The organism is Roseovarius sp. B08 (genome assembly GCF_051417955.1).
Lineage (GTDB): Bacteria > Pseudomonadota > Alphaproteobacteria > Rhodobacterales > Rhodobacteraceae > Roseovarius.
Window position 1 is genome coordinate 239,838 of record NZ_JBPRLW010000002.1, and the last position, 12,090, is coordinate 251,927.

16 protein-coding genes and 1 pseudogene are annotated in these 12,090 nt (G+C 58.2%); 5 read left to right on the top strand and 12 right to left on the bottom strand.

Features of this window, described 5'->3' with window-relative positions:
• Window position 1 precedes the first annotated feature (1 nt).
• The 4 genes from cueR to ACSQ76_RS22525 all read left to right on the top strand — a co-directional run bounded on the left by cueR (window position 2) and on the right by ACSQ76_RS22525 (window position 2,590).
• A complete protein-coding gene (cueR, locus tag ACSQ76_RS22510; RefSeq protein ID WP_437158405.1) occupies window positions 2-421 on the top strand; it encodes a Cu(I)-responsive transcriptional regulator in 420 nt (139 codons plus the stop codon).
• Window positions 422-435: 14 nt separating this feature from the next.
• Complete coding sequence (locus ACSQ76_RS22515; RefSeq protein WP_437158406.1) at window positions 436-852, top strand: ion channel; 417 nt, start codon at window positions 436-438, stop codon at window positions 850-852.
• Window positions 853-954: 102 nt separating this feature from the next.
• A complete protein-coding gene (locus ACSQ76_RS22520; RefSeq protein ID WP_437158407.1) occupies window positions 955-1,824 on the top strand; it encodes a DUF305 domain-containing protein in 870 nt (289 codons plus the stop codon).
• Window position 1,825: 1 nt separating this feature from the next.
• A complete protein-coding gene (locus tag ACSQ76_RS22525; protein WP_437158408.1) occupies window positions 1,826-2,590 on the top strand; it encodes a MauE/DoxX family redox-associated membrane protein in 765 nt (254 codons plus the stop codon).
• Between the two features lie 42 nt (window positions 2,591-2,632).
• Here the strand turns inward: ACSQ76_RS22525 and ACSQ76_RS22530 are convergent, their stop codons facing one another.
• From ACSQ76_RS22530 to ACSQ76_RS22545, 4 genes are all read right to left on the bottom strand, one after another.
• Window positions 2,633-3,358: a copper-binding protein gene (locus tag ACSQ76_RS22530; RefSeq protein WP_437158377.1), complete on the bottom strand. Its 726-nt coding sequence runs from the start codon at window positions 3,356-3,358 to the stop codon at window positions 2,633-2,635.
• A gap of 46 nt (window positions 3,359-3,404) precedes the next feature.
• Entirely contained in the window at window positions 3,405-4,763 is a 1,359-nt protein-coding gene (locus ACSQ76_RS22535) for a multicopper oxidase family protein (RefSeq protein WP_152477320.1), read from the bottom strand.
• Between the two features lie 12 nt (window positions 4,764-4,775).
• Window positions 4,776-6,236 (bottom strand): TolC family protein, encoded by a 1,461-nt coding sequence (locus ACSQ76_RS22540; protein ID WP_057796934.1) that lies wholly within the window; start codon window positions 6,234-6,236, stop codon window positions 4,776-4,778.
• Between the two features lie 303 nt (window positions 6,237-6,539).
• Complete coding sequence (locus tag ACSQ76_RS22545; RefSeq protein ID WP_437158409.1) at window positions 6,540-6,938, bottom strand: hypothetical protein; 399 nt, start codon at window positions 6,936-6,938, stop codon at window positions 6,540-6,542.
• Between the two features lie 105 nt (window positions 6,939-7,043).
• On the opposite strand from ACSQ76_RS22545, the pseudogene ACSQ76_RS22550 reads away from it, so the two are divergent.
• Window positions 7,044-7,316 (top strand): annotated as a pseudogene (locus ACSQ76_RS22550) (glutaredoxin); the annotation flags it as partial.
• Between the two features lie 103 nt (window positions 7,317-7,419).
• On the opposite strand, the gene ACSQ76_RS22555 reads toward ACSQ76_RS22550, so the two are convergent.
• From ACSQ76_RS22555 to ACSQ76_RS22590, 8 genes are all read right to left on the bottom strand, one after another.
• The gene (locus tag ACSQ76_RS22555) at window positions 7,420-8,160 is read right to left on the bottom strand and encodes a cytochrome c biogenesis CcdA family protein (RefSeq protein ID WP_437158410.1); all 741 of its coding nucleotides are present in this window, start codon (window positions 8,158-8,160) and stop codon (window positions 7,420-7,422) included.
• Complete coding sequence (locus tag ACSQ76_RS22560) at window positions 8,157-8,648, bottom strand: hypothetical protein (protein WP_057796931.1); 492 nt, start codon at window positions 8,646-8,648, stop codon at window positions 8,157-8,159. Before ACSQ76_RS22560 ends, ACSQ76_RS22555 begins: the two co-directional genes overlap by 4 nt.
• Complete coding sequence (locus ACSQ76_RS22565) at window positions 8,645-9,343, bottom strand: SCO family protein (protein WP_437158411.1); 699 nt, start codon at window positions 9,341-9,343, stop codon at window positions 8,645-8,647. The genes ACSQ76_RS22560 and ACSQ76_RS22565 overlap by 4 nt, the downstream gene beginning before the upstream one ends.
• Before the next feature lie 377 nt (window positions 9,344-9,720).
• Window positions 9,721-10,233, bottom strand: coding sequence for a TlpA family protein disulfide reductase (locus tag ACSQ76_RS22570; RefSeq protein WP_437158412.1), 513 nt, complete (start codon window positions 10,231-10,233; stop codon window positions 9,721-9,723).
• Complete coding sequence (locus tag ACSQ76_RS22575) at window positions 10,233-10,823, bottom strand: DsbE family thiol:disulfide interchange protein (RefSeq protein ID WP_437158413.1); 591 nt, start codon at window positions 10,821-10,823, stop codon at window positions 10,233-10,235. Before ACSQ76_RS22575 ends, ACSQ76_RS22570 begins: the two co-directional genes overlap by 1 nt.
• Window positions 10,820-11,245 carry a c-type cytochrome gene (locus ACSQ76_RS22580; RefSeq protein ID WP_437158414.1) on the bottom strand — a complete coding sequence of 142 codons (426 nt, stop codon included), beginning with the start codon at window positions 11,243-11,245 and terminating at the stop codon, window positions 10,820-10,822. Before ACSQ76_RS22580 ends, ACSQ76_RS22575 begins: the two co-directional genes overlap by 4 nt.
• Before the next feature lie 154 nt (window positions 11,246-11,399).
• Window positions 11,400-11,534 (bottom strand): hypothetical protein, encoded by a 135-nt coding sequence (locus tag ACSQ76_RS22585; RefSeq protein WP_009503829.1) that lies wholly within the window; start codon window positions 11,532-11,534, stop codon window positions 11,400-11,402.
• 66 nt (window positions 11,535-11,600) lie between these two features.
• Window positions 11,601-12,068 carry a DUF411 domain-containing protein gene (locus tag ACSQ76_RS22590; RefSeq protein WP_437158415.1) on the bottom strand — a complete coding sequence of 156 codons (468 nt, stop codon included), beginning with the start codon at window positions 12,066-12,068 and terminating at the stop codon, window positions 11,601-11,603.
• Between the last annotated feature and the right edge of the window lie 22 nt (window positions 12,069-12,090).

A 12,090-nucleotide genomic window follows, 5' to 3' on the forward strand; every position in this document is an offset into this window, starting at 1 on the left:
AATGAATATCGGAGATGCGGCCGACCTTTCCGGGCTGCCCGCCAAGACGATCCGCTACTACGAAGATATCGGACTGGTCAAGCCCTTGCGCAGTTCGAACGGTTATCGCACGTTCCGTGAAAGTGACGCGCACAAGCTGGCGTTTCTGGGACGCGCCCGTGCGCTCGGTTTCACAATTGAAGATTGCCGTAATCTTCTTGCACTCTACGAAGACGAAGAGCGTGCCAGCGCCGTGGTGAAGGAGATCGCCAAGCAACATCTTGAGCGAATCGACGGCAAGATCGCCGAGTTAAAGGAAATGCGAGCGACACTCGCGCATCTCGTCCAGGAGTGTGCCGGAGATCACCGCCCGGACTGCCCGATCCTAGCCGATCTGGCCATGAAACGGCGCGACGAGGACGACCGCCGCAAATCAACTTAGTCGGGTCCGAAGACGTGGTTTGGGCCATCCTTCTGGTTGTCGTTCTGTTCGGGTCGAGCGGGCTGGTGCACGTCCGTGCGATGACCCTTGTGATGAACCAGGCGCGTGGGACGCCGTCCACGCAGTCCGCACGTCTCCTTATTGCTCTTTATACGCTTGCGCTTGCCCACATCATTGAAGCCGGACTTTATGCCCTCGGCTTCAGTTTCGGTGAACTCATCGGTATCGGCGGTTTTGAACAGGAGAACGTCGACACGTTTATGGACGTTTTCTACTTTTCCCTGGTCAACTATTCGTCCCTCGGCCTCGGCGATATCTACCCCACGGACCATCTGCGTTTTCTGGCCGGTGCCGAGGCACTGAATGGCTTTCTCCTAATTAGTTGCTCGGCCTCCACCATCTTTCTCGTGGTTACGAGCGGGAAGGACTAGAAGCGTCAGATGACTTAATGCCCCGAAAACCTGGAACCCTCCAGCGCTGGATGGTTGTTGTTGCTATGTCCGCGACGACAGTGAAAGCAGAAGGAGTACAACATGTCATATTGGAGATTTGCAGCCATGATTGCGACCTCCACGGTTGTAATGTTCGGACTGATGTATTTGAATACTTATCTGATTTCCCACATTTTTTGGTCCGAAACGAGGGCTTACATGGCATTGTTGATGGGTGCAACGATGGCGATCATCATGCTGGTCTTCATGCTATCGATGTATACCAGCAAGGCGATCAATGCGGCGATCTTCGCCGGCGCTGCCGTCGCATTCGCCGGATCTCTCTGGCTGGTGCGTGGGCAGGCCACAGTTGGGGACACCAGCTACATGCGCGCGATGATCCCGCACCATTCCATTGCGATCATGACATCCAGCCGCGCCAACATCTCTGATCCCCGTGTTCGAAAACTGGCGGACGAGATCATCTATGCGCAGGACAAGGAAATCGCTGAAATGCGCTATCTCATCAACGAGATGGAGGCATCGGGTGACGTATCCGAGCCTGAGAAACCCGTGAGCCCTCGCATCGTGAACCTCGACGAAGCCCTTTCTACCGCGAACATCGCCGTGCTCGATCCCGGTTTCCTGACCGAGGAGGAGATCGCTCAGCTTCTGCCCAATGGCGCGGCCTGCACCTTCAACTACACCACTGGCAGTCCGGCTTCTCTGGCACTTGGCGAAGTGAATGGTGAGGCCGTCGGGCTGGTCAAGCTGAGCGGCGACCTCGTGCGGATCGACCAAGGTGCGGCCGGGGAACTAGGCACCGAGGGTCTGGCGATCCTTCTCACCGCCGCCGAGGACGGAGCGGCGCTTGACTCGGTGGGCAGCAAGCCGGTCGAGGCGACGATGACGCTGGAGCTCGACGCCGGTCTCTCCGCCGGCTACCGCGGCTTCTACAGCTGCGGGGGCTGACATGGACCAGCAGGCAACTCCTAGCACGGCGAAGCTCTATCGCATGGTGATGCCGGGTCATCTCTGTCCCTATGGCCTGAAGTCGAAGGATCTTCTTGAAAGGGAGGGGTATGAGGTCGAGGACTACCATCTCACCACCCGGGAGGACACCGATGCCTTCATGGAACAGCACAGCGTCGAGACCACGCCACAGACTTTCATCGACGGTGAGCGGATCGGTGGTTACGAGGCTTTGCGAGTGCACTTCGGCAACGACAATACGGAAGGCGACGAAACCAGTTATCGGCCAGTCATTGCGATCTTCTCGGTCGCGTTTTTCTTAGCGCTCGGCCTCAGCTGGGCAAGCTTCGGTAGCATCTTCACGCTGCGCGCGGCGGAATGGTTCATCGCCATTTCCATGTGCTTTCTCGCCGTGCAGAAGCTGCAGGATGTCGAGAGCTTCTCTACAATGTTCCTGAATTACGATCTACTGGCTCGCAGTTGGGTCCGATACGGCTACCTCTATCCGTTTGGGGAAGCTTTCGCTGGTATCCTTATGGTTACTGGCGCTCTCACTTGGCTGTCGGCGCCGGTTGCGCTGTTCATTGGAACGGTGGGAGCTACAAGCGTTTTTAAGGCGGTCTATGTCGATAAACGCGAGCTTAAATGTGCTTGTGTGGGCGGTGACAGCAATGTGCCACTGGGTTTCATCTCTCTGACTGAAAACCTGATGATGATGCTCATGGGCATCTGGATGCCAATTAAAGTGTTCGCGCTCGGATGGTAGTAGTGTTCGGGTGGCAACCGCGCCACCCGAACATCTAAGTGATTATTTCATCTGCGTGACAGTAAGCTTGCCCTCAACCCGGTCGGCAACGAACTCGATTTCCTGACCCTCCGCCATCTTGGCCATCATTGCTTCGTCAGCGCGGAACACCATGGTCATCGCGGGCATATCAAGGTTGACGAGAGGGCCGTGAATGATTGTGACTTTGCCGGCCTCCGCGTCGATTTTCTTGATGGTCCCGCTCGTGTACTCCACGCCAGCCTGAGCTATCTGGTCACCGACCGCGACCTCACGGTGCATGCCGGCTTCGTAGTGGCCCGGGATCAGGCATGCTGCTTCGAACGTACCGGAATTCGCGAAAGTCCAGACAACCTCACCCGACGCGCCCGCATCGAGACGGATACGGTTCGGATCGTCGTGCTCCATGTCCATCTTGGCCATTTCGATCTTGTGCTCGGCATTGCGCTCGACCGTGTCGAGTACGAACTCATGCTCCAACTCACCCTTGTTGGTGATGTTGAAGCGGATGGTTTCACCCTCCTTGATGGTCATCTCTTCGCTCTCGATCAGCATCTGGCCCTCATCGTTTTCGAGCAAAGTGACGTCGATTGTGCGATCCACCTTGGCGGGGTCACCCGGCATGCCGACCATCATTTCTGTCTGTTCGGTAGGCTGGTTTTCATCATGTCCACCGCCGTGCGTGCCTGTAGCATAGGCCTGTGTGGAAAGCGCGATCGCGAGGCTTGTTGTCAGAAGAAGGTTTTTCATTTCATTTTCCTGTAGGTTGGTTTGGTTAGAGATGACGAAGGGCTGCTCAGCCCTTCGAGGCTGGTTTCTGTGTGAGAATGGTCCTGGGGCTGTTGTTGGAGGCGAATTCAGGCAACTCGCCGGTCCATTCGTAGGCCATCTCGCCCGGGGGGTTCTCGTACCAGCCGGGATCGGAGTAATCGTCCGCGTCGATGCCGTCCCGCACCTTTACGACCGAAAACATGCCGCCCATCTCGATGGGGCCGTAAGGGCCCCAACCCGTCATCATCGGGATGGTATTGTCGGGCAGCGGCATTTCCATTTTCGCCATCTCGCCCATCCCGTTCGTGCCCATAGGCATGTATTCCGGCTGGAACTGACGGATCTTCTGCGTCAGCGGCTTCTTGTTGACCCCGATGAACGTCGGCACGTCATGGCCCATGGCGTTCATCGTGTGGTGTGACTTGTGACAGTGGATCGCCCAGTCACCCAGATGGTCCGCGACGAACTCATAGGCGCGCATCGCGCCCACGGGGATGTCGATGCTGACCTCTGGCCATTGCGCTTCAGGCGACACCCAGCCGCCATCCGTGCAGGTGACCTTAAAGTCATAGCCGTGCATGTGGATGGGATGGTTTGTCATCGTCAGGTTGCCGACGCGCACACGCACCCGGTCTCCCTTGTTGACTACCAGAGGATCGATGTCGGGGAAGATCCGGCTGTTCCAGGTCCACAAGTTGAAGTCGGTCATGGTCATGATGCGCGGCACGTAGGTGCCGGGATCAATGTCAAAGGCGTTGAGCATGATCAGGAAGTCACGATCCACCGGCATGAACGTGGGGTCCTTGGGATGGACCACGAACATGCCCATCATCCCCATCGCCATCTGCACCATTTCATCGCCATGCGGGTGATACATGAAGGTGCCGGATTTGATCAGGTCAAACTCGTAGACGTAGGTCTTGCCCGCCGGGATGCCGGGATGGCTCAGTCCGCTGACCCCGTCCATGCCGGAAGGCAGGATCATCCCGTGCCAATGAATCGTCGTCGCCTCGGGGAGCTTGTTGGTGACGTAGATGCGGACCCGGTCACCTTCGACCGCTTCGATCGTTGGACCCGTGGACTGGCCGTTATAGCCCCACAAATGCGCGATCATTCCATCAGCGAGTTCGCGCTCGACCGGTTCGGCGACGAGGTGGAATTCCTTCACCCCGTTGTTCATCCGGTGCGGCAGGGTCCACCCGTTCAGCGTGACCACAGGCGTGTAGTCCGGCCCAGAATTGGGACGCGCCGTGATCGCCGTTGCCGCACTGTCCATCTGCGCAGCCTCTGGCAACCCCATGTTCAAGGTTTGACCCCAGGCTTTTGAAGAGACCAGCGTTGCACCTGCGGCGCCGGCTCCGAGTAATTGACGTCTATTCAGCATGTCATATTCCTTTCAGTGTCCTGCGCCGCCACCGGCGGCAAGTGATACGCCCTCTCCATCGCCCATTCCGCCTGCGCCACCGCCGTATATGGCGGCAGTCAAGTTCGCCTGGGCCAAGTAGAAGTCACGCTTGGCATTGGCCGCCTCGAGCGAGGAACCAAGTTTTTCGCGCACATCCGTGAGCAATTCGAAGGTGTTGGTAATCATGCCGTTGTAGGACAGCAGGCCTTCTTCCTCGATGGTCTTGCGCAGCGGCACAAGAACGTCGCGGTAGTGACGCGCAATCTTGTAAGATGCGTGATAAGCGGTCTCAGCAGAACGTGCTTCGGACCGCACATTGACCGCGCGCTCAGCCAGAACATTTGCCGCCTGAAGATACATCAGCTCGGCTTTGCGCATCCGCGCCTTGCCGGTGTCATAAATCGGGATGGCGAACTCCAGCTCAATCTGCGGGGTAGTTTCAGTTTCAAGGTTACCGTCCTCTCTTTCCCGCTCTGCTTCGAAACCAGCGATGAGCTCGAGATCGGTCACAAGCCGCGTTTGATCGGTCAGCCCGAATGCAGCCGCCTGCGCTTCAAGCCCGAGTTTAGCGACCCGCAGGTCGAACCGGTTTCGAAGGGCTTTAGCTTCCAGGTTAGTGATTGGCCCAACCGACCTCGGGAGCGCTGGCAAAGCATCGGGCACGTAGTAATTCACTTCGGTGCCCCACAGCCCCATTAACCGCGTCAGATCTTCTTTGGCTTGGGTTGCATTCAGTCGGGCCTGTGCCAGCTGTCCAGCCAGCTCGGCATTGAACGCTTGTTCCCGCGCCTGACCGGCCTTGTTCAGCGCGCCGGTCTCGCCCAGCCGGGCCGCAAGTTCTGACCCGGCGTCGGAAGTGGCCTTGGCACGCTTGAGATACGTTACAGTTTCAAACGCAGCCACGGCGTTGATCCACGCCATTCGCGTCTGGTTGGCAAGCGCAAGCGTGTCATTCACCGCATTCATCTGTGCGGCCCGAAAATTCGCATCTGCCAGCAGAACACGTTGCTTCCGCGTTTGCGCGTCAAGGATGTTCGCTCGAAACAACCCTTCTATCGCCCGGTAAGCGCCCAATTCCGCAGCTCCGATGCCAAGCACTCCGATTGCAACGATCGGATTCTCCGGCGTTGATTCCTGCCAAGCCTCTGCAGCCGAAAGTCCGACATTGGCATAGGAGGCTTGCAGCCCCTTGTTGTTCAAGAGCGCGACCTGCACCGCCGTGTCTGCCGAGATCGTTCGTTGATGGACCATTGCGTGAACTTGTTTTTTCAATTCCGCGTTCTCGGCTTGGGTCTGCGCAAAAGCTGTTCTTTTGCCGATGGCCGCCGCGGTCTGGGTTGACACAATCGAAAACCCGGCTTTCTGGTCCGTGTAGGCATCTGGAACCGCCGTCGCGCATGCTGCCAGTGTCATTGGCAGACCAAGCGCAAGTAAAGGTCTCGTCAAAATCATCAGTTTGCCTCCGATTGCTCTTCGTTGACCTCGCGCCAGTCGCGCGGGCCAGTTGGGCCGCGAAACGTGTACCCGGCCAGGGGTTTTTGTAAGACAAGGGGGATGAGATTGTACCATTGAACGTAGCCTCTTGGCTGGCAACGCTCGGAAGTGGCGTGGGCTCTGACGTGCATGCCCCAAGCACGAGCGCAGATGCGCCCAGAAGTATAGCAATTTTCATTAGTTTAGACCTGACTTATTGAGAAATTCGAGAACGCTTTGCAGGCGCACTCAGAAGATCCGCATACCGGATCGGCGGCTAAGTCAGACTCGTGGTGGGCGTTGTGGGCTGTCCGGTTCGAACGATACGATCAGGCGGTCGACAGCTACGTGACGCGCGCTTGGCTCGTCGCGCGACCGGAACACGTTTCTTTCATCGAGAACAGCCGAAAAGCAGAAGCCGATGCAGCATTGAATGCCGTCATGTTCGTCATCCGCGTTTGCAACGCGGTCGCTTTCTCCGCAATGAGTTGCAGTGGAATGGCCGTGACCACTATCATTTAATTCAGACATCGTTTCGGCGTTATGATCTGTGCCAACCGGCTCGCCATGTCCGCCCATCTGAGCATGTAGCGCAGACGACGGAACTGTAGCCAAAGCAAGCACGCAGATGATACCAAGCATCATCTGACGCAATCTTGAAATGGTGAGTGCGATCGTCATAGTAAGTTAAATGTATCATGGAAAGCATTCTGTCAACGTTTCCATCCTTTGAAAACTGTGGCCTGAGCCCCGACTCCCCTCCAACCATTTGGAGAATCCGCAGGTTACGGCAAGATCTATCGCTTCGGAGAGGCCTTCGCGGGTATCCTCATGGTCGCCGGAGCGCTCACCTGGCTTTCGGCACCCCTGGCCTTGTTCATCGGCACCGTAGGTGCGGTATCGGTCTTCAAGGCGGTCTACATCGACAAGCGCGAGTTGAAATGCGCCTGCGTCGGCGGTGACAGCAACGTGCCGCTGGGGTTCGTCTCGCTCACCGAAAACGTCATGATGGTGGTGATGGGGATCTGGATGCCGATCCGGGTCTACCTGATCGGCTGACGGCCCCGCGACCTCTACAGGGGCGCGGCGTGTACGACCTATTTGAGTGGTGGAGATGATCCCCACTTACCAACCATCACGCCAAGAGCTGGTTCGAGGTTCGTCAGCCGATTGTCGCGAGAAAAGGAAACGTCCCCAGCAGCCAATAGGCAAACCGTGACAATTGCCCGGTCATGATGGCAACTCCCATGATGATCATGGCAATACCCGCGCCTTTGTAGAGCCAGCGGCCGGCCTTGCCGATCTGCCTTACCCGCGCGGCGATGGCGTCGGTGAAGAGCGCCGCCAGCAGGAAGGGCACCCCCAGACCAGCGGAATAGATCGACAGCAGCCAGATGCCGTCCGACATGCTGCCGGAGGTCGAACTGAGTGTCAGGATCGCGCCGAGGATCGGTCCGATGCAAGGTGTCCAGCCAAAGGCGAAGGCAAGCCCCAGCACATAGGCGCCAAACGAGCGACCGGCGGGAATGTCGAGATTGAAACGGGTATCGCGCGAGAACGCATCCAGACGAAAGACACCCAGCATGACCAGTCCGAAAAGAATAATGATCGCGCCGCCGAGATAGTTCAGCTCGGTGCGCCATGTCAGCAGCAGGGATCCGAGCGCACTGGCCCCAGCCCCGAGTGCGACGAAGACTGTCGAAAAGCCCAAGACAAAGCAGGCGCTCAACCCGAGCGCCCCGGCGCGCGCCCGCAGGCCGACCGAACGCGTCGTGCGCAAATCCGGCTGGCCCGCAATATAGGAGACATAGCCCGGCACCAGCGGCAGGACGCAGGGCGACAGGAACGAAATGGCCCCCGCCAGAAAGGCCGCGAAAATGCCGATGCCGCTGATATCCGTCATTTTTCACGATCGGCGTTGAAGGGCCGCAAGGCCCACCAGAACGCGGTCAGCGGGATCACGATCCATTGCAGCACAGGTGACAGGCCCGCATCAAGGATCGGAATGATCGGCATCAGGTCCGAATAGGCCCAGGCCGCGCGGATCACGATGTTGAGCCATTCACTGAACAGCGTGTATCCCAGCCCGAATACCACCGTAAGGACAGTCACAGACCGCCGCGTGGAGGCAACCAGGGGCCAGCCCCGACCCGACAGCATGAGCGCAAGCATCAGCGTGCTCATGGCGATCAGGATATCGCCACCCGTGCAATGGACGGCTGCGAAGACAATCTCCCCCCAAGTGCCCTCTTTCCAGATCGTGTAGAGCGGCATATGTGCGAACTCCCAGATCAGATTGGCCGGGATTATTACCGAAAAATACCGACGCAGAGCTGTCAGGGAGATTCCGTCTGTCGAGGACAGCCTGACGCCAGTCGCGACGACACTCATTGAAACACACCTGTCAGCCGGTCCCACCAGCTGGGCTCCCGGCGTCGATGTCGGTCGTTGTTGATCAACTCGCTGACGTAGAGGATCAGGTTCACGTTCTTGAAGTCCATGCCATGGAGTTTTGCGGCGAACCGTCCGCCGATGTCCACGACATGGGTGACCGCTCCGTGCATCATCATGTCGCTGTCGGCAGTCATCGTGAACTCCATCCCATATTCCCGCGCCAGAAGGCGCGTTACGTCATCAGATTGATGAGGCTGCTTGGTCAGAATGACCCAGTTGCTCGTATCGAGTCCATGCCGATCCGCGTAATCGCGCAGCAGGTCCGGCGTGTCATTCACCGGATCGGTCGTGATCGAGATGAACTGTACCAAATCTTTCATCGGCCCGTCGTTGATCGAGGCCTGAATGGCCCCGATCTTTTGGGAGTGGAGCGGGCAGATATCCGGGCAATTGGCGTAGATGAAGTGCAGGATGACCACCTTGTCGCCGAAGTCTGACAAGCGCACAGTATTCCCCTCGGAATCCCGCAACTCGAAATCCGAAGCCTGCGCTGCATCGATGGCTTGGAAGTAGGGTTCCATCTCGAACATACGTGCATCCAGGTTTTCACCCGGATGATTGGCGAAGGCCGGAGACGAAATCGTGGTCGCAAGTATCGCCAAGGCTGCGCGACGGGTCAGAAAACTGTTCAAGTGTCGCCTCTTTCAGTTTGAATGGGATTGGCTGTTTTCGCATCCTTACATTGTCCGCCGGACCCGCCCTTCATGCACAAACCGAGACCGCACATCGCAGCGCAGGGGGCCAGCGAGACCAGAACAGGCGCGAGCCCGATCGCGGTGAGCCATCCCCAGTTCAGCGCCATGCCACTCCCCATCACAGTTGCCGCACCGACGAAAAGCAATCGCCTGCGCGTTAACCACGGGGGCCTGCTGCCAGCACTGGAAATGCCTGAAGTGGCTGCGTCGCTGGACGGTATTACGTCGGTCATCCGAAAAATCCTTTCGATGTTAGTGAGATAGTCATTCCAGCAACTGGAAGGTCAAGGGTGAGGGAACGTCTTCTGGGGAACTCATTCGATAAATCCGCGCAGAAAGGACACCATTTCGGGCTCGTCCCATTCGGCTGGTCCGACCAGTCGCCCGAGCTCCCGCCCCTGCGCGTCGATCAGGATCGTCGTTGGCAGGCCAACGGTGCGCAGCGCGGTCATCGAAAGCATGGTCTGGTCGACATACATATTGAGATTGGTGACACCGATCTCGTCGTAGAAACGCCGAACGATTTGTGATCCGGCCCGGTCGATGGAAAGGGCAACCACTTCGAAGTCGTCGCCGCCAAGTTCCGCCTGAAGCGCATCCAGCGTCGGCATCTCTTCGCGGCAGGGGACGCACCAGGTTGCCCAGACGTTCACGAGGATCACCTTGCCGCGAAAGTCTTCCATGTCTCCGCGGCTGCCGTCATCTTTCTCGTAGCGCACATTGGCGACAGGCTGCGGGGTATCGTGCAGGGCGAACCCCTGCGGTCCGGCAAACGCCGTGCCGACGGACAGTGCCCAAATATACAGGGCCAGTTTCAGATAATTCATTATTTTGACTCCTGAGCGGATTGGGTTTTCAGATCGCGGACAATCGGCAGCAGCGTATCCTGCAGGATCGCTCGCGTGATCGGACCGACATGGCGGTAGGCGATGGTGCCATCGGCGATGACGTAGGTTTCGGGCACGCCATAGACGCCCCATTCGATACCGGCGCGTCCGTTAATGTCGGCCCCGATGCGCGCGTAGGGATCACCCAACTCGTCGAGCCAGGCGCGCGCCTGATCGGGCGGGTCCTTGTAGTTGATTCCGTAGATCGGCACCTCACCGGTTGCGCTCAACTCCATGAACAGCGGATGTTCGGCACGGCAGGGCACACACCACGACGCAAAGACGTTCACCAGTGACACGTGTCCGATCAGGTCCTGCGTCGAAAGACCTTCTTCTCGGCCGAGCACCGGGGGCAGCGCGAAGTCGGGCACGGGTTTGCCGAGAAGTGCCGACGGCAAGTCGTCGCCACCCTTGAAAAGCCCCCAGCCGAACAGAACCATGAGGGCCAGAGCCACAAGCGGAACCAGCACAAACCCGGAGATGCTGCGCCGCGCCACGGGTTCGGTTTTGCTGGCGACTTCATGCGTCATGGTTGTGCCTGTTCACCCGCGAGGGTGCGGCTTTCCTGCGACGCGCGAACCCGGGCGGGCCATGTGCTCTTGATGTAGTCAATGATCGCCGTGATCTCATCGTCTGTCAGCACATCCTCATATCCGGGCATGTCGCTTTCGTACCCGTTCCCGACAATCGCCGCCGGTCCGCGTTTCACGATGTCGAGCAATACGCGGTCGGGGTGATGCCAGGTATGGCCGGAGGCGTCGTGCGGCGGGGCAGGCAACTTGCCGTTCGGCAATCGTGTGCGCCAATCTGGTTGCCCCTCCAGGTTCGCCCCATGGCAACTGGCACAATTTTCTTGATAAAGGCGCTCGCCCATGAGCACGTCGCTCTGCGCTGCTACTGGCAAAACCGTTGTGGCGAGCAGGACCGCAGCGAGCCTAATGGTGTTTTTCACGGCACTTCCGCCTTTTTGTTACGAACCACATACAAAGAATGAAAAGTGCCGCGAGCAACGACAGGATAAGCAGGACGCAAAGCGCCCAGACCAATCCCATCGACAACAGGCTGTCGCCGCTGCTGGCACCCTCAATCCGCATTCTGGCACATTTCTATTTTCCGCTGTCCGAGCGGATGTATTTGACCAAGGCGATCGCCGCGAGCACCAGCACACCCACGATCAGCAACCAGACGAGGCCCATCGCAATCATCATGCCGCCGCCCATCATTCCACCGTCCATCATCATGCATTCCATCCATTGTTTTCCCTTGAAGCCGGTCTGGCACGGGTTCGCACCAGAACGCGCGATTGATCATTCGACCGCATATACGGTCGGGCTCACACCTTCCTCGACGGTGTAAATCTTGAAGGGCTCCTGTTTCGCGCCGCCCATACCCGGCGACCCCAATGGCATGCCGGGAAGAGTCACACCGGCAATTTCCGGGCGCTCTTCCAGCAGCCTGTTGACGACATCAATCGGCACGTGGCCGCTGACGACGTAATCGTCCAAAAAGGCTGTATGGCAGCCTTGGAAGTCATCCGGGATGCCCGCATCGCGGCTGATCTCCGCCAGATCGTGGGTCGGCTTCACCTCCACCGTGAAACCGTTCTCGCGCAGATAGTCCGCGTAACTCTCGCAACATCCGCATTGTGGGTTCTTGTAGAGCGTGACCTCCTGCGCCGCGGCAGGCGCGGCATTCAGGCTCATCGCAAGGACGGCGACGGCACCTGCCGTACCGAGGCTGGCAAATCCAAGTATCTTCTTCATCGGTTCATTCATTTTCATGGTCCTAAGTGTGTAA

Coding starts and splice junctions, on each gene's coding strand:
- cueR (WP_437158405.1), top strand. CDS start 2: ATGAATATCGGAGATGCGGCCGACCTTTCCGGGCTGCCCGCCAAGACG.
- ACSQ76_RS22555 (WP_437158410.1), bottom strand. CDS start 8,160: ATGACGGATATCAGCGGCATCGGCATTTTCGCGGCCTTTCTGGCGGGG.
- ACSQ76_RS22575 (WP_437158413.1), bottom strand. CDS start 10,823: ATGACGCATGAAGTCGCCAGCAAAACCGAACCCGTGGCGCGGCGCAGC.
- ACSQ76_RS22525 (WP_437158408.1), top strand. CDS start 1,826: ATGGACCAGCAGGCAACTCCTAGCACGGCGAAGCTCTATCGCATGGTG.
- ACSQ76_RS22540 (WP_057796934.1), bottom strand. CDS start 6,236: ATGATTTTGACGAGACCTTTACTTGCGCTTGGTCTGCCAATGACACTG.
- ACSQ76_RS22560 (WP_057796931.1), bottom strand. CDS start 8,648: ATGAGTGTCGTCGCGACTGGCGTCAGGCTGTCCTCGACAGACGGAATC.
- ACSQ76_RS22530 (WP_437158377.1), bottom strand. CDS start 3,358: ATGAAAAACCTTCTTCTGACAACAAGCCTCGCGATCGCGCTTTCCACA.
- ACSQ76_RS22585 (WP_009503829.1), bottom strand. CDS start 11,534: ATGATGATGGACGGTGGAATGATGGGCGGCGGCATGATGATTGCGATG.
- ACSQ76_RS22535 (WP_152477320.1), bottom strand. CDS start 4,763: ATGCTGAATAGACGTCAATTACTCGGAGCCGGCGCCGCAGGTGCAACG.
- ACSQ76_RS22570 (WP_437158412.1), bottom strand. CDS start 10,233: ATGAATTATCTGAAACTGGCCCTGTATATTTGGGCACTGTCCGTCGGC.
- ACSQ76_RS22590 (WP_437158415.1), bottom strand. CDS start 12,068: ATGAATGAACCGATGAAGAAGATACTTGGATTTGCCAGCCTCGGTACG.
- ACSQ76_RS22545 (WP_437158409.1), bottom strand. CDS start 6,938: ATGACGATCGCACTCACCATTTCAAGATTGCGTCAGATGATGCTTGGT.
- ACSQ76_RS22520 (WP_437158407.1), top strand. CDS start 955: ATGTCATATTGGAGATTTGCAGCCATGATTGCGACCTCCACGGTTGTA.